Genomic DNA, 17,816 nt, shown 5'->3' with positions numbered 1-17,816 from the left:
GCCAAGCCCAATAATACGTGCTGAAGAGGCAATCACAGCGGCATTATTTGCCGCTGTGCAGTTCAAGCCGGACAAAGGCGACGATCGCGGCCAGCAAAAATGCGCCTAGCCCGATCCAGCCGCTCAGTTCGGCGATAAAGCGTTGTTGCGCTTCGGCGGCCAAGCGCAAAGCGCGGAGATTGGTATTAGCCAACCCCATCACGCCTTCCTGCAACGCCTGCCGGGTGGCGTCGATCAAGGCTTGCTGATTGAGTAAGAGCCACGCCGAACCGATGGCCCGCGCGGTGAGGTAGGCAACGACCCCGGCGAGTGTTCCGATCAGGATGGCAATCGCCAAGCGACCCAACCAAGCTCGCACCGGTTCGGCAGCCATTCCATTCGTCGCCATACCCATCACTCGTCTCCTTCGCCGGTAATTCGCTTGCGGGCACGTTCTTTGGCTGCGCGCAGGCGAGCCAGCGCCTCATCACCCTCAGCAGCGGCAGCCGGCGGCGGGGCCGATGGCGGGGCTGGCGGCGGGGCTGGCGGCAACGGCGTGCGTTCACCAGCCATCTGGCGCCGCGCCTGATCACGGGCAGCGCGCAAGCGGCCCAACACCGGATCAGGCGCAACCGGCGCTGCGCCAGCGGGTCGCAAACGTCCGGCCAGCGTACCGAGCGGGCCAAAATCGCTGCGACGCACCATCAATCGACGGAGGGCAATATCAATCGGCAGCAAAATCAACGCTAATAACAGCAGCGGAAAAGCGATCTCTTGCGCCGAAAAGACCTGATTCAGGCGCGTAAACACCTCGGCTGGCTCCGTCACAAACCGGCCCTTGGTTGTATTCGCCAGCTCGGCTAATAAGCCGGGGTTGGCCTGTGCGCTGCGATACTCGGAAGAATACGGCACGACCATCCCAGCAGTTTCTTGAATCACCACTCGATCACCGCGCGCGCCGGCAATCTGCACTAAATAGGTGCCGGGAACAGGACTTTCGAGCCGCGCCTGATACTGGTTGGGGGCGACCTGTGTCAACCGCACCTCGCGCCGCGATCCATCACCACCGATCAGCGTAGCGGTAACGGTCAAATCATTCTGGCTTGCCGCCGTCGCAAGGCGAACGATCGTCTCACCGCCAGCGACCGTCACCTCAGCGCGGACATCCTGCCCGCCCCGCGGCGTCAGATCTTCGATCAATTGGGCGGCAAAGCGGGGAAACCCATCCCACGCGATCCAATCCCGCGCCCACTTGCCTTTAGCATCGCTCAACCACGCTGCGCTCCGGCCAAGGCCAAACTGCCACGTAGCCAAAATCGGCTGCTGATCTTCGGTAGCCAGCAGTAATTGGGCGGTATCTTTGAGCGTGCTGCCATTGTAGCCATAGAGCGGCGGAATGGTGCTAATACCGGCCAGAATCGGGCTGCTGCCGTAGCGTACCGGAACAAACGGCTGCTCAACGATATAGTTCCCGATGGTTGTAATCGTCTCTTGGACAAAAATTTGCGGCACATCAGCCATATCAGCCGCCGGATAATAGCGACCGCCGCCCTCTGCTGCCAACTGTTGCAAGTAGTTGGCCGAGCCGCTTCCAGCGGCGACAACGGTCAGCGTAATCCCCTGTTCGCGCAGCCGGGAGGCGATATCAAGCTGATCACCGCCGCTGCCCCAGCCATCGGTCAGCAGAATCATGTGCTTGATGCGGGCGTCAACTTGTTGCAGCATCTCTTCGGCGCGCAACAAACCGGCCCGGATATTGGTGGGGCCGCGCGGTTCGACCCCCGCTACCGCATCCATCACCTGTTCGACCGTCGCGCCACGCGTGGCGGCAAAGGTTGGGAAGGCAGCGCCATCGAACGTCACCACACCAACTGTATCTTGCAGGCTCAAGAGCGCCGTTGCCTGTGCAATCGCATCTTTGGCAATATCGATTTTACGGTCGGACGACGACGTTATCGGCGCATTGCGATCAGGATCGGCGCAATGACAAGCATCCATCGATCCCGACTTATCGATCACAAAGACGATCGCCAGATCGGGCCGCATTTCACGGTTGCGGACATCCATATACACCGGGAGCGCCTCTTCGACGGCGGTGCGGCCATAGCCGCCGACGCCAAAGCTATCTTCGCCGCCGATCATAAGCAAACCGCGCCCTAAATCACGCACATAACCGGGGATAGCCTGCATCAAACCAATCGGCAAGGTGCGAGCCGGCGTATTTACCAGCACGAGCGCATCGTAGGCGCTGAGGTCAGCCAGCGAACGCGGTGCTGCTTCCGGCGAGATCACCTCGGCCACCATATCAGCAGCAACCAACGCTGTCGCCAACGGGCGGGCGTCGGCAGCGTTACGCGCAATCAACAAGACGCGCGGCGGGCCTTGCACCTTAATCAAAGCCGCAGCCTCATTATTTTGCACTCTGCCGTCGCGAGCGGCTTCCACTTGCACCCGGTAGCGCCGGAAACCGCTACCCTCAACCGGCACCACAAACTCGACGCGGGTGGCGCCGGGCGACAATTCAAGCGCGCGTTCGGCTACCACACCCGTATCATCAATCAGGCGCACCGTAGCGGGTTGGGCGACGTTACTCTCGACGGTCGCCACAATCAGCGCCTCTTGGCCGTCACGCACGCTATTGGGCGCTTCCACGCTGGCCACCAACGCCTCGGCATCAGCGTCAACCAACGTCAAATCGACAATATCGATCGGAATGCCACGGCTAGCCGCTAACCGCGCCGCGTCAATCGCCCGCCCGCTATTTTCACCGCCATCAGAGAGCAACACCAACCGTTTTTGCGCATCGGCGGGGAAGAGCGCCATCCCAAGCTGAATAGCCGACTCGATATTGGTGCGATTCGCGATGGGGATCGAGGTAATCCGGCCCAACCGGCGATCACTATCCGGGGCGCGTTCGACCAGCGCATTATCGCCAAAGACGATAATCGCCGCTTGATCGTCTGCCGGCATCTCTTGCAAGGCGGCGCGAATGAACGCCTCGGCTTGCGCGCGGGTCGAGGCCGGCATCGAGTCGCTGCCATCGAGCAAGAAGACCGTCGTCAACCGATCGACCGGGCGTACCAATTGAATACCGGCGAAGGCAAAGATCAGGGACACAGCGACCAAGGTGCGCACGATCAGACTGCCCCAGAACCGGAACGGTGATAGCCGGCGCGGCGCGAGTAAGGCGAGCGCGACCATGCCGATCGGTACAATGAGCAACCAGAGCGCTTCAGGATAGATAAAGGAGATATATGGCATAGGCAACCGTTGGCCGGTGAGACATTGGTACGTGATCGTACTGGCATTGTACCGAGAATACCCAGCGGTGACAAGGCATGAGCAGCACTTTTTTTTTAAGACGGCGACCTCGCCGGAAAAGTTCCGTTTATCGCAGGCACAGCGGAGGGGCACAGGAGGGGCACAGCGTCGCTGTGCCCCTCCTGTGCCCCTCTGCTGCCTCTTCGTAATCACTTATGCCGCAACCGTCTCGGCTTGCGGTTCAATTTCAATCTTGGCGCCGAGCACCTTGAGGAACTGGGCAATCCATGCCGGGTGGGCCGGCCACGCCGGCGCTGTCACCAGATTACCATCCGTAATGGCTTGATCGGCGGGCAACTCGTGATATTCAGCGCCAATCAGCGGCAGATCGGGGCCAACCGCCGCATAGGCCGTGCAACGGCGACCATTCAGCACGCCAGCGGCTGCCAAAACCTGCAAGCCGTGGCAAATCGCCGCTACCGGCTTGTTGGCAGTAAAGAAGTGGCGCGCAATTTCGAGCACGCGCGGATTAAGCCGGATATACTCCGGCGCCCGCCCGCCGGGAATGACCAGCGCATCGTACTCGTGCTCATTCACGTCATCGAAGTTCTTATTCAGGGTGAAGTTGTGACCCCGCTTCTCGCTGTAGGTCTGATCACCTTCAAAGTCATGCACCGCAGTGCGGACGAATTCACCGGCCTTCTTGCCCGGGCAAACGGCATGCACCTGATAGCCAAGCGCGGCGAGCGCCTGAAACGGCACCATCACTTCGTAATCTTCGACATAGTCGCCGACGAGGAAGAGGATTTTCTTTGCCATAGCCTGCTCCTCTCTGAATGGTTAGACGAATACGACCACCCTGTCGCTATGTTGCCAGCTAGGATGATTCTACGGTAACACGGTGTGGCGTAACTGTCAACCAGCTTCGAGCAAGCGCAGCGTCTCGGCGACTGCGTGTTGCAAGGCGCTCAACAACGGATCGAGCGGCATCTGGCTTGCAGCGGCCTGCTCAAGCGCCTGCGCCGCCGCTGCCACCCGCACCGCGCCGACTTGGCGTGCGCCTCCCTTGAGGCGATGCGCAATTCGCCGGGTCTGTTCGGTATCAGCATAGGCGATCGAGGAAGCTAACTGTTCGAGTTGCTGCTGAAACTCGCGCCGGATCAACTCGCGCGCCTTGGCGGCCATCTCAACTTGATCCTCGCCAAGCGCCGCCAGTAGTTCGCTAAAGATTTTCCAATCGATCACTTGATCACGAACGGCCGGACTCGCACCCGTAATAGGCATCATCGTTTGAATGTGCGGCTGCAAGGCTTGGCGCAAATCTTGCAACCGCACCGGCTTGTTGAGAAAGCCATCCATCCCTGCGGCCAAACACCGCTCGCGCATCCCGGCAAAGGCGTACGCGGTGAGGGCGATGATCCGCGGCTGCCGGATCTGATCACCGAGCGCGCGGATCTGGCGGGTCGCTTCTTCGCCGTCCATCTCTGGCATTTGCAGATCCATCAGCACCACGTCAAACGGATAGTGCTGAACGGCCTGCACTGCCTCGCGGCCATTCGCGACAATCGTGACGTGATGGCCCAAGACGCACAACAGATGCAGCGCTACTTGCTGATTGATCTCATTATCTTCAGCGACCAACACCTGTAACGAAGCGGAGAGTTCGGGCGTTGAAGTCTCCTCCGGCGCTGGGGCTGCCTCTGGTGCAGCAAACCACTGCACCGGCAGCCGCAAGGTAAACGTCGATCCTTGGCCCGGCTGGCTGGCCACACTCAGCTCACCACCCATCACATGTGCTAATTTGGCGCTAATGGCTAAGCCAAGACCAGCGCCACCCCGCCGCGCGCGTTCCACGTCAAGTTGGGTAAACGGCTGGAAGAGGCGCGGTAATTGCTCAGCGGCGATGCCGATCCCGGTATCACGCACAGCGATCGTCACCTGCGGACGATCGGGATTGGGATCAGCCATATCAACCTTGACTAACACGCTGCCTCGATCGGTAAACTTGATTGCATTACTGACAAGATTAATCAAGATCTGGCGCAAGCGCGTGCCGTCAGCCATCACCAACGATGGCAATGCCGGATCAATCGCGGCGTTAAACGCTAATCCCTTCCACTCGGCGTCACGACGGAACAGGGTTATCACTGCGTCAACAATTGCCCGCAAATCAACCGGTTCAGCGACAATCTCAAGCCGCCCCGCCTCCATTTTGGACAGATCAAGCACATTATTGACAATCGCGAGCAATGCCTCGCCGCCAACCCGGATTGTCAAGGCCAACGAGCGCTGCGTTTCCGGCAAGGCGCTGGTCAAGAGCAATTCGGCGCTGGCAATGACGGCATTGAGCGGCGTACGGATTTCATGGCTGATCGAGGCGAGGAAGGCGGAACGCGCTCGTTCAGCTTGTTCAGCCGCCTCTTTTGCGCGTAAGAGATCAACCGCGATTTGCCGTTCGACGGTACTATTGCGGCCCACGATCAAGCCGCCGATGATCTGACCCGGTGTAATCTCAACCGGTAACAGGGCCGTATCGAACACTTCACGGTTAAAGACATAGTCAATATGGTAGGGAGTGCCGGCCAACACCTCATAACACAGCGGCAACAGCTCAGAGCGGTGCGGTTCGGGCAAGATATCCGGCAACAATTGCCCCTCAAGCTGCGCAGTGTTAACGCCAAACCGGGTTAATTCCGCGCCGGCAACAAGGGTGAGGCGCAGATCGGTGTCGAACATCAATACGATCGTCCCCGGCAACAGATCGGCCAGCATACGGTAGCGCTGCTCGCTGGCGCGCAAGGCCAGCTCGGTCTCTTTACTGCGGGTGATGTCTTGGAAGGTGCCGCGCAGTTTGACAATCCGCCCTGCGTCCCAGACCGGCTGGCCAATCGAGCGGATCCAGCGCAAATTGCCGCGCGCAGTGCGGAAGGGCATTTCTAGATCCCATGGCTCGCCAGTGGCAAGACAATGTTGAAAGGCTTGATCGATCAGGTGATGAACCTCTGGCGGATAGAACCACAATGCCGCTTCCGGCGAAGGTGGCTCACCCACCGGTAACTCGTGGATAGCGAACATCTCTTCCGACCACACCATCTGCCGCGTCGTCAGATCGAATTCCCACCCACCGACACTCGCCATCTTGCCAACGGCGCGCAGCAACCGTTCGCGTTCGGCCAGCGCCTGTTCAACCGTGACTTGCGCAGTGACATCGGTCTGCAAGCCGACAAACGCGACCACCTGCTCGGTCTCATCCCGCACTGGACTGATCGCGAGTTGACTCCAAAAGGGTTGGCCATCTTTGCGATAATTGAGCAAGCGGGTATGGATCGGACGCGCAGCGGCGATCGCTTCGCGAATCCGCGCCACCACCGCCCAATCAGTCTGCGGCCCTTGCAAAAAGCGACAATTACGGCCAAGAATTTCGTCCGGCCCATAACCGGTGATGGCACTGAACGCCCGGTTGGCAAAGATAATGGGATAATCGGGTCCGGCATCGGTGACAACCATCCCGCTTGCCATTTCGTTAACCGCAGCTAGCAGAAAACGGTTTTGCTCGCGCAACCGGGCTAGTTCCGCCTGTAAATCAGCCATCTGTTGGAAGAGGTCGGCTGATTGGGTGGGTTCATCAAAGTGAGACTGCGTCACCGAGCGCTCCATGCTAAATCTCTAGCGATACCGATGGTGATCATCGGCAGGGCAACGACGTAATCACCACTAACCCCGCACCGTCGCTGCAACCAGCGACAAGGTGCGGTTGGTGCGTGCCCATCCCATATAATTCGTCAAGACGTACCGTCAAGAGACCTTATTCCATCATACCATTCTTAGCCTTGCTTTTATAGCGCAACTTCGCAGGTATAACGATTGGCTGCGTCTTAAATCATAGCAAAGGTGCGCAGACACCTCAATCATCGCAGAGCCTGCATGGAGGCGCATCGTTTCTGTATCACCCCCGGTGCGCATGAGCATACCTTAACCATCGCATAAACGGTTGGATTGGCAATGGTTGCGCCATAAATACTGCGAGGGCGACGCCAGCGTCGTCCTCATCACTATCATCGCTCTTCAGAGAGCAGTGTCTGTCAATGTAGAGACGCAGCTACCCGACGTCTCTACCAGCCTAGTTGCTGATGCCAGCTGATCCGCCGCCATGTGATCGAAACCCGCTTCTACCGATTCATACCGATCACGGGGCGACCATTCTTTCTCTTCCACGATCAGCTCAATCGTTTTGAGACGACGACCCTGTTCGGCATCGTAGCGATAACGCACGCAGACGAGGCGATCGCCATACATTGCCTGCAACTTCTTGGTTCCACGTTGGCCGGGTTTCAACTTCAGACGAGTGCGCATGAGTGGCTCCTACGAATGTCTGTAATGCCTGCTTTCTCGCACTATAACTGATGGGTCATACGAAATTGTTACCAAAACGTTAAAACGTACCAGAGCTAGCGGTGTGCTACTTGGCCAATCCTGTCAGATCAATATGGAGCGGCGGTTCGTTTTCGATCCGTTCGACCAGAACCGCCAAGGATCGCGGCTGAATGTGATACATCTGATCGGTCACCCGCAGCGGATCGTGCAGGTTGGGTTGGACGGTATCGATCACGACGTTCCATTCGGCATCGTCAGGCCAATCGGGCAAGATGAATGGCACCGCTTCATCACCGGCGTTAATCAGCACCAGTAACACATCATCGCGCATCGGTTCGCCCCGTTCGGTGCGATCGTCAATCACCGCCCCATTGAGCAAGAGACCAATACAACGCAGATCAGGTTGCTGCCACAACTCGGCGCTCACCTCTTGGCCATCAGGACTGAGCCACTCAACGTCGTACTCGGCATTGCCGAGACTGCCGGCGAAGAAATGGCGCCGGCGCAAGACTGGATGCGCGCGGCGGAAGGCGATCACGCGCTGGGTGAAGTCTAGCAGGAGTTTCGCCTCCGCATCAGGCTGCCAATCCACCCACGAAATCGGGTTGTCTTGACAGTAGGCGTTGTTGTTACCCTGCTGCGTGCGCCCGCGTTCGTCACCCGCCAAGAGCATTGGCGTGCCTTGCGATAAGAACAGGGTGGCGATGAAATTCATCATCTGGCGCAACCGCAACGCGCGGATGTCAGGATCAGCGGTTGGCCCCTCTACGCCGCAATTCCACGAGTTGTTATGGGTATCTCCATCACGGTTCGCTTCGCCGTTGGCCTCGTTGTGTTTCTCGTTGTAGGAAACGAGATCGCGCAGGGTGAAGCCATCGTGAGCGGTGACAAAGTTGATCGAGTGATAGGGCCGGCGACCGTTGTGCTGGTAGAGATCCATCGACCCCATAAAGCGCGAAGCGAACTCGGCGGCTTGCCCAGCATCGCCCTTCCAGAAGCGGCGAACCGTATCGCGGTAGCGGCCATTCCACTCGGCCCACGGTGACGGAAAACGCCCCACCCAATAGCCATCAAAACCGACATCCCACGGTTCGGCGATCAGTTTGACGCGCGCGAGCACCGGGTCTTGCCGCACCATGGCAAAGAAAGGACTTGGCTGATCCGAACCGGCGGGGCCACGGGCCAACGTGCGTGCCAAATCAAACCGGAACCCATCGACATGCATCTCGGTCACCCAGTAGCGCAATGAGTCGAGCACCATCTGCAAGGCGCGCTGGTTATTCATATTGAGGCTGTTGCCGGTGCCGGTATCGTCGAGGTAGTAACGCGGCTGATCGGGCACTAACCGGTAATACGACGCATTATCAATCCCGCGGAAACTCAGGGTGGGGCCGAGATGGTTGCCCTCGCCGGTATGGTTATAGACGACATCGATAATCACTTCGATCCCGGCGGCGTGCAACGCTTTGACCATGTGCTTAAACTCATTCACTTGCGCCTGCGGAGCACGCTGGCTGGCATAGCGCGGTTCCGGGCTAAAGTAGTTGATAGGCTGGTATCCCCAATAGTTGGTCAGGCCGCGATCGGCCAGAAACTGATCGGTAATGAAAGCCTGCACCGGCAAGAGTTCGACTGCCGTGACCCCTAACGCTTTGAGGTACGCGATGATCGAAGGCGAGGCAAGGCCGGCGTAGGTGCCGCGCAAGGCTTCCGGCACTTCCGGGTGCAGTTTGGTAAACCCCTTGACGTGCAGCTCGTAGATCACTGAGTCGGCCAACGGAATATCAGGTGGCCGATCATCACCCCAATCAAAGTGCGGATCGATCACGACTGAGCGAGGCACATACGGCGCACTATCGCGCTTGCCAATCGTCAGATCGCCGTAAGGGCTGTCAACGCGATAACCGTAGTTGGCCTTATCCCAACGCAATTCGCCATATAGGGCGCGCGCATAGGGATCGATCAGTAATTTATACGGATTGAACCGATGACCCTGTTGCGGCGTGTAAGGGCCATAGACCCGGTAGCCATAAAGCTGGCCGGGGCGCAAACCGGGAATATAGGCATGCCAGACATCATCGGTGCGTTCGGGAAGGATCACCCGCACCGCCTCACGCGGCGCAGTTGGGCTATCGAAGAGGCATAACTCAACCTGAGTGGCATAGGCCGAAAAGAGGGCGAAATTTACCCCCTCACCGTCCCACGTCGCGCCGAGTGGATACGGACGGCCCGGCCAGACATCGGTGATATGCATGATCACAACCTCCGTAAAACAAACAGGCAACGAGCAAGCCGGCCACCAACAGCCTCCTGCACGCTGCCTTGCGAAAGAACTGCGCGAGTGTGATTAGTCGTTCTCTTTCCGTTCCCTTGAACGGAAGACGATAACAATTGGCGTACCCTGAAACCCATACCGTTCGCGCAGCCGGTTTTCAAGGTAACGGGCATACGACCAATGCACCAACTCGCCGTCGTTAGCGAAAAAGAGAAAGACCGGCGGTTCGGTTTGCGGTTGTACTGCATAGTACAAACGCAAATGCGCGCCCTTCTTGACTGCCATCGGCGGTTGTTGCAACACCGCTTCTCGCAAAAAGGTATTCAACTCGCTGGTCGGCACCCGCTTCTGGCGTTGCGCATACACTTCACGGGCATAGTCGAGCAGATGGCTAACGCGCTGGCCGGTGAGCGCCGACACGAAGACGATTGGCGCATAATCGACGAACTTAAAGGCTTCGCGCACCCGCTCTTCAAATTCGTAGTACGTGTGCGAATCTTTGACGACCGCATCCCATTTGTTGACCACAAGGATGATGCCTTTGTTCGCTTCGACCACCATCCCGGCAATATGGGTGTCTTGGGCCGTAATACCTTCGGTCGCATCAATCAGCACCAGCGCCACATCGCACCGTTCGATCGCGCGCAGCGTGCGCAGGACGCTATACTTCTCGATCCCGCGTTCGATCTTGCCGGCGCGACGAATGCCGGCGGTGTCAATCAGCGTGATCGGCTCGCCGTGATAGGTGATCGTAGTGTCAATCGGATCGCGGGTAGTGCCGGGGATGGGGCTGACCACACTGCGCTCTTGGCCAAGCAACCGGTTGAGCAGCGAGGACTTGCCGACGTTGGGCCGGCCCACAATCGCCACCCGCAGATGGCGCTCCTCCGCTTGATCAAACGTCTGCGGCGGGAAATGCTCGGTCAGCCGGTCGAGCACATCGCCGGTGCCTAAGCCGTGAAAGGCGCTCATCGGGATTGGATCGCCGAGATTGAGCGCATAAAACTCAACCGCATCGAGCATACGCTCTTGGCTATCGCACTTATTCACGGCCAACACCACCGGTTTGGCGGTGGTGCGCAAAATATCGGCAACTTCAGCATCAGCCGCGGTCAGACCATCACGGCCATCAACCATAAAAATGATGGCGTCGGCCTCGGCGATCGCGTGTTCGGCTTGCGCGCGCGTGCGGCGATTGATCTCTGCTTCAGGCAGCGTTGGATCGTCATCGCCAAACAGAATGCCGGCGGTATCGACCACCGTAAACTCACGCCCGTTCCAAAAGGTATCGCCGTACAAGCGGTCACGGGTCGTACCGGGAATATCTTCAATGATCGCGCGCCGCTCGCCGATCAAGCGGTTGAAGAAGGTTGATTTACCAACATTCGGGCGGCCCACGATGGCCACAATCGGTTTTGTCATAACTCCTCCCGGACGCCGAACGTCATGCGTCCTCTGGGTTCTATTATAGTAGGTATTGGGCGCAGGCTGGCAGCAGGTTGCGGTTGAGCAGGGCGGTTATGTTTTTTACCGCAGCGATCGCGGAGGTCACAGAGGATGATCAGCATTTTTCACCCCTTTGCGCCCTTTGCGGTGATCATCTGCTGCGGCTTGGCCCCCTTTGCGCATAAGCCGGACGGCCCCTCCCTACGCCCTGCGCTGGGGGGAGGTGGACAACTCTGCCCCCAGCGGGGCTGAGGGACGGACAGAACGTTTGTTTGAGCACAACGATTGATCGCAGTGCGATGCCTCAAAAGCTGGTTCTGCGCTTCCCATCACCCCTCCCCCAGCGGGGGAGGGGCAAGGGGTGGGGGCATCAGCCCGCGCAGCGGGCTTCGTAACCATAGCCCGGCCCTTTAGGGCCGGGTACCGGACAGATGTTCTGTCCGCCCCTCACCCCGGAGTGGGAGGGCTGGGGTGGAGGCCTATCGACCGCCGAGGGCGCAGCGGTCGATAATCATTTCTGACCACGTTACGCCCCGCGCGTCGTTGCGTTGATCATCCTCTGCGTTTCTGCGCGTCTTTGTTAGACGGTCTCGGTGGAGCAACAAAGAGTTGCGCCACTTCAGATACACTTAGCAATGACAGCAAAGGTGTGGCATAGAGGCTATCGCGCTGTGTGGAGAGGACATCTCATGATTGACGCACTCCTCGGCATTCTGCTCTTCCAACTGATCGGCGAAGTGGTAAGCCGCGGCCTCAACCTGCCGGTGCCCGGGCCGGTGGTCGGCATGCTGCTGCTCTTTGCCATCTTGCGCTGGCGCGGCGGGCCGCCCGAAGCGCTCAGCAATACGGCCCACGGCATTTTAGCCAACCTCCCGCTCCTGTTTGTGCCGGCAGGCGTGGGGGGTGATGGTTCACCTGCCCTTGCTGGCCCGCGAAGGAGCGCCTTTGTTGGCGGCAATTGTGGTTTCGACGTCAATAACGTTACTGATAACCGGTCTCACCGTCCACTGGCTGCGCCGGAGAAAGTGATGGCACACGATGGATGATCGCATTTTCTCGATCTGGGTCTACCTTGCCCAAACGCCATTGCTCTGGTTAACGGCGACCATCGCCGTCTATCGGGCAATGACACTGATCAGCCGCCGGTTTGGTTCGCCGCCGCTACTCAATCCGGTGCTGCTCTCGATTATCGCGCTGGTCAGTATTTTGCTGCTGACCGGCACCCCTTACGCTACCTATTTCGACGGCGCGCAATTTGTGCATTTTCTGTTGGGACCAGCAACGGTGGCGCTGGCCATTCCATTGTATGAGTCAGAGCGCACGTTGCGCCGCATCTTCTGGCCGGCGTTAGCCGGTCTCGTCGTTGGTTCGGCGACCGGCATCACAGCGGCGGTGCTTGCCGGGAGACTGGTGGGGCTTTCCGAGCAAACATTACGCTCGCTGGCGCCGAAATCGATCACCACCCCGATCGCGATGGGCATCGCCGAGCAATTAGGCGGCCTGCCGTCGCTAACGGCAGTGATCGTGATCGTTACCGGCATGATGGGGGCGCTGTTTGGCTGGGAGTTACTCGGCCTCGTTGGCGTGCGCGACGACAGCGAGCGCGGCTTTGCGCTGGGGTTGGCTTCGCACGGCCTTGGCACCGCGCGCTCGTTGCAATTCAGCAGCGAGGCCGGCGCGCTGGCTGGTCTCGCGATGGGATTAAACGGCGCAATGACCTCACTGCTCGCGCCGTTGCTGGCGCGCTGGCTGGGTTTATAAGGGTAAGACGGACGAACGGCAGCATGCACCCTGATGCAGCGAGCTGGCGCTCACCGGCATGTTGGCGGCGAAGTGGCGGCAGGTTTGAACCCTGCCGCTACAGGCGCTCCATCGTGCCGTCGGGCAACCAACGGATGCGCACGCCGTTAATCTCCGTCCAACTCTCTAAATCTTCTTCCTCTTCCTCCTGCGGGACGAGCACCGGGCCACGATCCTGCGACCAGAGGATCAGTTCGTCAATTGTATACCAGCCGGCACGGTAATGCACCTGATCGGCCGGGTTCAGCCAGAAGCGAATCTGGCCATCCATCCATTGCCAACGCTCAAGCGAGCGCCACTCCTTGCCCTGATCGCTCAGGACGACCTTGACCTCCTCCAACATGCGCAACAGTTCGGGCAGCGAACGCGGCGTACCGTAGCGCAGTTGCAGCAGGCGCTGGTTAATCGCGTCCCGCAGTCGTTCGAGCTCAGGTATGCTCAAACGGTCTAGATCGAAGTCAGTCACTGCGGCTTCCTTTCCCGAGTGTCGATCCGGTATGTGCCCCTTGGCACGGGACCGGCCCGCTTCGACACCCCTAAACAGAGTCCATGAGAGTGGGAGCGCGCACTGCGGTGTGCGTTGATCGCCTGCCTGTCCCCCACATGTATGATACCCCAATTTTGTTACAAGATCCTTTCCATGTGGGGGGGCCGCAGCGATTTTTGTTCCTGCAATAATAACGCAAATCGGCGCGGCAGAGTTGCAGGTTTCACCACTGCGAGCTTACATTTCAGTCATTTCTCAGGTTGGGTGGCGAGTTCGAGCGCGTTGAGCAACCGCATCGCTTCATCAGCGCTTGTGCCGCACATCTCAGGGTGCGGTCGCAGCCGGACGCACACTGCCGGACGTTCTGGTTTGCCGTACAGCGCGCAGCGATTGTCTGCCGTTAACTGGACACAGCGCACTCCCGCCGGTTTGCCATGCGGCATACCCGGGATCGGTGACGAGATCGAAGGAGCGATGCAACAGGCGCCGCACCCAACCCGACATTCCATCGCATGCTCCCCTCAGCCAGAGCGTATCGTTTCAGGGCAAGAATGTCACCCCTCCGCGATCCGTTCGATCCGGAACCCGCTGATCTCACGCCCGCGCGCTGCCCAACGCCGGTGATAGTGCGACTCAAAGACGGCCAACTCGCTTGGCGAGGCCGGTCGCGCGCGTAACGCCGGGAAATTGGACAGCAGCTCTTGCATCAGTGCGAACAGGTCGGGGTGGTCGGTAAGAAAGCTGAGATAGCCGCTGGGTACAAGCGCGCGGGCAGCGCATGCCAGCATCTGCGGCGAGACGAGCAACTGGTTCCGTTGCCGGTTGCGCAGCAGTGGTGGCGGGAAATGGAGAATGATCGTTGCCAACGCCGCATCAGGAATGCGCTGGTAGAGCAGCCGCGCATCGGCGTGAAGAAAGAGAATATTGGCGAGATTCAGCATCGTGGCCCGTTCCACCGCCCGGTAGAGCGGTTTGGCCACAATATCGACGCCAACGAAACACGCGTCCGGCTGCGCTGCCGCCAGTGCGCACAGATACTCGCCGGTAGCGCACCCGAACTCAAGCGTCAACGGTGCGCTGCGCCCAAACAAGCCTTCGGCGCTCAGCGGCGGAAAGCGTTCCGGCGTATGGTACAGCGCGTGCGCCGGCCACGAACGATAATACCGCTCCGCCAACTCTGGCGGCGGCGCAGTGACTTTTAACCGAGCAGGATAACGACCGCGACCCATAGGTGATTGGCAGATAGCAAACTGCGCAGGCGTATATGAAATATACGCTTCCAATACGCAGTTTACCTTCACATCATAGCTGATCTTGCAAACGCAACAAGGCGAGCGCTATGACAGTCGCCCACGCCAACACTTTAAACTCACCGGCAGCCAATGCCTGCCGCACTTCATCCACCGTCAGCAAAACCAATTCCTGCGCTTCGAGATCATCGCTCTCACCCTTGCCGACAAAGGTCGCTCCCCAAGCAAGGTAGAGATGGGCCACACCAGCGCCGCGGTTGCCATCAACGGTATAACGGCCCAGATGTTCCCACTCAGATGCAGCATAGCCGCTCTCTTCACGCAATTCGCGCTGCGCCGCCAGCAACGGATCCTCACCCGGTTCGAGATAACCTCCCACTGGCGCCAGCGACAATCCCTCGACAGCATACTTCTCTTGGCGGAAGAGCACAAAGCGATGGTCGGCAGTGATAGCCGCCACATTCACATATTCCGGCGTCATCACCCATTGCCAATTCGGGATCTCACGGCCATCGGGCAACACCACATGATGCCGCTCAACGGTGAGAAACGGCGGATGATGGAGCAAGACTTCTCGTTCGCGCACATGCCACGCCGGCATAAAGCTATCCATCTCTTTCATGTAGACGAGGTATCAACAACTGGGTGACAGTCCCGCCAGCCGGATCGGCCATGATCCGCAGATGGCCGTGGTGAACGCGCGCCGTCTGGCGGGCAATGGCTAGCTCGATCGTATGGGCGCGCTGCGTTTGGGCTGAGACGGTTTGCAGATCGGTATTGGGTGGCAGACCGGGATCGGCGATCTCGATCCAAACGAAGCGTTCATCGGCGCCGCTGGTCACGCGAATCACCCCACCATGCGGCACTGCCTGCACTGAGGCAGCGATCAGATGGATCAACGCGGTATGCAGCAAGCTCGCTTCGCCGGCAGCCAGCGGCTGTTCAGCGATCTCAGCAATAAGCGCGATATTGTCACGCCGTAGTATGTCACGTTCGGCGATCGTGACCGCCGCGCGCGCAATCGCGGCCAAATCCACCGGCTGGGCCGGCAATTGCTCAAGTTGCGCGAAGCGTTGCAACCGGCGCGCACTAGCCGCGCCAATCTCGGCCGCGCTCTCGATCATCCACAAATCGGCGACTTGATCCCCGACCACATCAAGTTCGAGCAATTGCGCGCGTCCTAAAATGACCGTCAAGAGATTATTGATATCGTGGGCAATGCCTGCTGCCGCCAAACCGAGCACCCGTGCTTGCTGGATGGCCGGATGGGTGACAGCTAACGCCAGCTCGATAAATGCGGCCTCATCGGGCCAGAGCGGGCGTGAGCGGCCAATGATGTTCAGCGCGTCTCTGGTCAATGCCTGCGCATCAGTCGCCGGTTGGAAGGTAAGACCAAGACATGCCTTGAACACCTCAGCCAGCAACGCGCTGCGCTCTTCGCCGGCAGCGTAGCGGGCCTTGATCTGCAAGAGCATGGATTGCCAAATCACCTGTCGCGCTGCGCACCGCCGGGTATAGATGACATCAACCCATGGCGCCAGTTGATCGAGCAACGCTGGCGCGACCGGCGTCGCATCCGGCACAACGAGGCCGCCACACACGCTGCCGCGCGCAATCAGCGGTTCCCAGCACCCGTCCATCCCCACCCATTCGCCTAACACTGGCAGCTCTGCTAGCGCCGTCCGGCTCGCCGGCAATAGCCAGATCGGCGCCGGACGCGCCGCCCCACCTGCTACCGGCCATGCCACCGGCCCGATGATCAACCACGTGGGTGGGGGCAACCATTGGGCGAGCACGCCACACAATCCCCGTTCAGTCACCGTCAGCGGCGAGAACTGGCTCAAGGCGATATACGGCTCAGTGACTGAAAGGTGAGCATCGTGCGTCATATAGGCAGCTTCATCAGCCTCATCATTCGCTGCGGCTGAGCGCCATGCCGCGCAAGCCGCGCAACCGCTGCACGACAAAGACCACAGCGGCAATCGCCAACACCACCAGCACCAGTTTCTGGTACTGGTCAACAATCTCGATCACGAATTCCCAGTTGGCGCCCAAGATCACGCCGCCAATGGTGAGCAGCGACGTCCAGATGGTCGAACCGATCGTGGTGAAGAGCAAAAACCGCCCCATCGGCATGCGGTTCATCCCTGCCGGTAGCGAGATCAAGCTGCGAATGATCGGGATCACGCGCCCGCCGAGCACGATCACATCGCCGTGGGTGGTGAAGGCATGCAGCGCCTTATCAAGATCCTGCTCAGACAGCAGGAAGAACCGGCCATAATTGCGGAAGAAGGGCCGCACGAGCGGCTCGCCGGCCAGCATCCCGATATAGTAGAGCACAATCGCGCCTAAGACTGAACCGAGCGTGCCGGCGCCAATCGCCAAAAAGAGATTCATCTCGCCGCGCCCGACCAAGAAGCCGGCGAAGGGCATGACTAATTCAGAGGGGATTGGGGGGAAGAGGTTTTCGGCTAGCATCACCAGCGTAATGCCGGGATAGCCGATGGCCATGATAATGCTTTCAATCCAAAGGCCAAGCTGTTCGAGGATGCGACCCATGCAGACGTTCTCCGTATGGCTGTGTGCTAGTGCGCCAAGCTGCGCTTCAGGTATGGTAGAGGATCGCTGGGCCGGCGTCAAGTAGGAAACGAGGCAAAGACGCAGAGGGGGCAAAGGCGCAGAGGGTTTTTGGGTTGCCCCCACCCCCAACCCCTCCCTCGCTAGGGGAGGGGCGGCCCTCACCCCCAGCCCCTCTCCCGCGCTAGCGCGGGAGAGGGGCGCTGCTGTCTCTCGCGTTCCTACGCCTTTCCCGCAAACCACGCAGCTCCCCCTCTCCCGCCGAAAGGTGGGAGAGGGGGCCGGGGGGTCTTTCGGGGGTAGGTTTTTGAGGTGAGCCAGCCTACCTCGTATCATGGTATGGAGAGAGCAATTCCACCATGATTCG

Annotated in this window: 15 protein-coding genes; 2 read left to right on the top strand and 13 right to left on the bottom strand. The window is 59.4% G+C overall.

What is annotated here, in order from left to right; all coding sequences use genetic code 11:
* Positions 1-43 precede the first annotated feature (43 nt).
* The 7 genes from A6A03_RS19435 to der all read right to left on the bottom strand — a co-directional run bounded on the left by A6A03_RS19435 (position 44) and on the right by der (position 11,311).
* Positions 44-388: a hypothetical protein gene (locus A6A03_RS19435; RefSeq protein ID WP_245669069.1), complete on the bottom strand. Its 345-nt coding sequence runs from the start codon at positions 386-388 to the stop codon at positions 44-46.
* A 5-nt stretch (positions 389-393) separates the two neighbouring features.
* Positions 394-3,240 (bottom strand): VWA domain-containing protein, encoded by a 2,847-nt coding sequence (locus A6A03_RS19430; protein WP_066791544.1) that lies wholly within the window; start codon positions 3,238-3,240, stop codon positions 394-396.
* Positions 3,241-3,453: 213 nt separating this feature from the next.
* Positions 3,454-4,059 (bottom strand): DJ-1/PfpI family protein, encoded by a 606-nt coding sequence (locus A6A03_RS19425; protein ID WP_066791543.1) that lies wholly within the window; start codon positions 4,057-4,059, stop codon positions 3,454-3,456.
* Between the two features lie 96 nt (positions 4,060-4,155).
* Positions 4,156-6,885 (bottom strand): hybrid sensor histidine kinase/response regulator, encoded by a 2,730-nt coding sequence (locus A6A03_RS19420; RefSeq protein WP_245669068.1) that lies wholly within the window; start codon positions 6,883-6,885, stop codon positions 4,156-4,158.
* Between the two features lie 420 nt (positions 6,886-7,305).
* The gene (locus A6A03_RS19415; RefSeq protein ID WP_245669067.1) at positions 7,306-7,593 is read right to left on the bottom strand and encodes a hypothetical protein; all 288 of its coding nucleotides are present in this window, start codon (positions 7,591-7,593) and stop codon (positions 7,306-7,308) included.
* A gap of 106 nt (positions 7,594-7,699) precedes the next feature.
* Positions 7,700-9,868 carry a glycogen debranching protein GlgX gene (glgX, locus tag A6A03_RS19410; RefSeq protein WP_066791540.1) on the bottom strand — a complete coding sequence of 723 codons (2,169 nt, stop codon included), beginning with the start codon at positions 9,866-9,868 and terminating at the stop codon, positions 7,700-7,702.
* A gap of 93 nt (positions 9,869-9,961) precedes the next feature.
* The gene (gene der / locus A6A03_RS19405; RefSeq protein ID WP_066791538.1) at positions 9,962-11,311 is read right to left on the bottom strand and encodes a ribosome biogenesis GTPase Der; all 1,350 of its coding nucleotides are present in this window, start codon (positions 11,309-11,311) and stop codon (positions 9,962-9,964) included.
* 713 nt (positions 11,312-12,024) lie between these two features.
* Between der and A6A03_RS19400 the strand changes: the two genes are divergently transcribed.
* Together A6A03_RS19400 and A6A03_RS19395 are read left to right on the top strand one after the other, a co-directional pair.
* Complete coding sequence (locus tag A6A03_RS19400; RefSeq protein ID WP_216636368.1) at positions 12,025-12,381, top strand: CidA/LrgA family protein; 357 nt, start codon at positions 12,025-12,027, stop codon at positions 12,379-12,381.
* Positions 12,374-13,096: an LrgB family protein gene (locus tag A6A03_RS19395; protein ID WP_066791536.1), complete on the top strand. Its 723-nt coding sequence runs from the start codon at positions 12,374-12,376 to the stop codon at positions 13,094-13,096. Before A6A03_RS19400 ends, A6A03_RS19395 begins: the two co-directional genes overlap by 8 nt.
* Before the next feature lie 97 nt (positions 13,097-13,193).
* On the opposite strand, the gene A6A03_RS19390 is transcribed toward A6A03_RS19395, so the two are convergent.
* The 6 genes from A6A03_RS19390 to A6A03_RS19365 form a co-directional block, all read right to left on the bottom strand.
* A complete protein-coding gene (locus tag A6A03_RS19390; RefSeq protein ID WP_066791535.1) occupies positions 13,194-13,601 on the bottom strand; it encodes a hypothetical protein in 408 nt (135 codons plus the stop codon).
* Positions 13,602-13,870: 269 nt separating this feature from the next.
* The gene (locus tag A6A03_RS19385) at positions 13,871-14,131 is read right to left on the bottom strand and encodes a YkgJ family cysteine cluster protein (protein WP_076798291.1); all 261 of its coding nucleotides are present in this window, start codon (positions 14,129-14,131) and stop codon (positions 13,871-13,873) included.
* Positions 14,132-14,176: 45 nt separating this feature from the next.
* On the bottom strand, positions 14,177-14,851 hold the full coding sequence (trmB, locus tag A6A03_RS19380; RefSeq protein ID WP_066791719.1) for a tRNA (guanine(46)-N(7))-methyltransferase TrmB: 675 nt from the start codon (positions 14,849-14,851) through the stop codon (positions 14,177-14,179).
* A gap of 73 nt (positions 14,852-14,924) precedes the next feature.
* A complete protein-coding gene (locus A6A03_RS19375; RefSeq protein ID WP_066791717.1) occupies positions 14,925-15,473 on the bottom strand; it encodes an NUDIX hydrolase in 549 nt (182 codons plus the stop codon).
* A gap of 4 nt (positions 15,474-15,477) precedes the next feature.
* Positions 15,478-16,761, bottom strand: a complete 1,284-nt coding sequence (locus tag A6A03_RS19370; protein ID WP_066791533.1) for a sensor histidine kinase — start codon at positions 16,759-16,761, stop codon at positions 15,478-15,480.
* A 22-nt stretch (positions 16,762-16,783) separates the two neighbouring features.
* Entirely contained in the window at positions 16,784-17,431 is a 648-nt protein-coding gene (locus A6A03_RS19365) for a DedA family protein (protein ID WP_066791531.1), read from the bottom strand.
* Between the last annotated feature and the right edge of the window lie 385 nt (positions 17,432-17,816).

Source organism: Chloroflexus islandicus (genome assembly GCF_001650695.1).
GTDB classification, from domain to species: Bacteria; Chloroflexota; Chloroflexia; order Chloroflexales; family Chloroflexaceae; genus Chloroflexus; species Chloroflexus islandicus.
Note: the sequence above shows the minus strand (reverse complement) of the source record. Positions and strands in the feature narration are given on the sequence as shown.

Bases quoted from the DNA above. Each gene is read 5' to 3' on its own strand.
- A6A03_RS19435 (WP_245669069.1), bottom strand. From the start codon at position 388: ATGGCGACGAATGGAATGGCTGCCGAACCGGTGCGAGCTTGGTTGGGT.
- A6A03_RS19430 (WP_066791544.1), bottom strand. From the start codon at position 3,240: ATGCCATATATCTCCTTTATCTATCCTGAAGCGCTCTGGTTGCTCATT.
- A6A03_RS19425 (WP_066791543.1), bottom strand. From the start codon at position 4,059: ATGGCAAAGAAAATCCTCTTCCTCGTCGGCGACTATGTCGAAGATTAC.
- A6A03_RS19415 (WP_245669067.1), bottom strand. From the start codon at position 7,593: ATGCGCACTCGTCTGAAGTTGAAACCCGGCCAACGTGGAACCAAGAAG.
- glgX (WP_066791540.1), bottom strand. From the start codon at position 9,868: ATGCATATCACCGATGTCTGGCCGGGCCGTCCGTATCCACTCGGCGCG.
- der (WP_066791538.1), bottom strand. From the start codon at position 11,311: ATGACAAAACCGATTGTGGCCATCGTGGGCCGCCCGAATGTTGGTAAA.
- A6A03_RS19400 (WP_216636368.1), top strand. From the start codon at position 12,025: ATGATTGACGCACTCCTCGGCATTCTGCTCTTCCAACTGATCGGCGAA.
- A6A03_RS19395 (WP_066791536.1), top strand. From the start codon at position 12,374: ATGGATGATCGCATTTTCTCGATCTGGGTCTACCTTGCCCAAACGCCA.
- A6A03_RS19385 (WP_076798291.1), bottom strand. From the start codon at position 14,131: ATGGAATGTCGGGTTGGGTGCGGCGCCTGTTGCATCGCTCCTTCGATC.
- trmB (WP_066791719.1), bottom strand. From the start codon at position 14,851: ATGGGTCGCGGTCGTTATCCTGCTCGGTTAAAAGTCACTGCGCCGCCG.
- A6A03_RS19375 (WP_066791717.1), bottom strand. From the start codon at position 15,473: ATGCCGGCGTGGCATGTGCGCGAACGAGAAGTCTTGCTCCATCATCCG.
- A6A03_RS19370 (WP_066791533.1), bottom strand. From the start codon at position 16,761: ATGACGCACGATGCTCACCTTTCAGTCACTGAGCCGTATATCGCCTTG.
- A6A03_RS19365 (WP_066791531.1), bottom strand. From the start codon at position 17,431: ATGGGTCGCATCCTCGAACAGCTTGGCCTTTGGATTGAAAGCATTATC.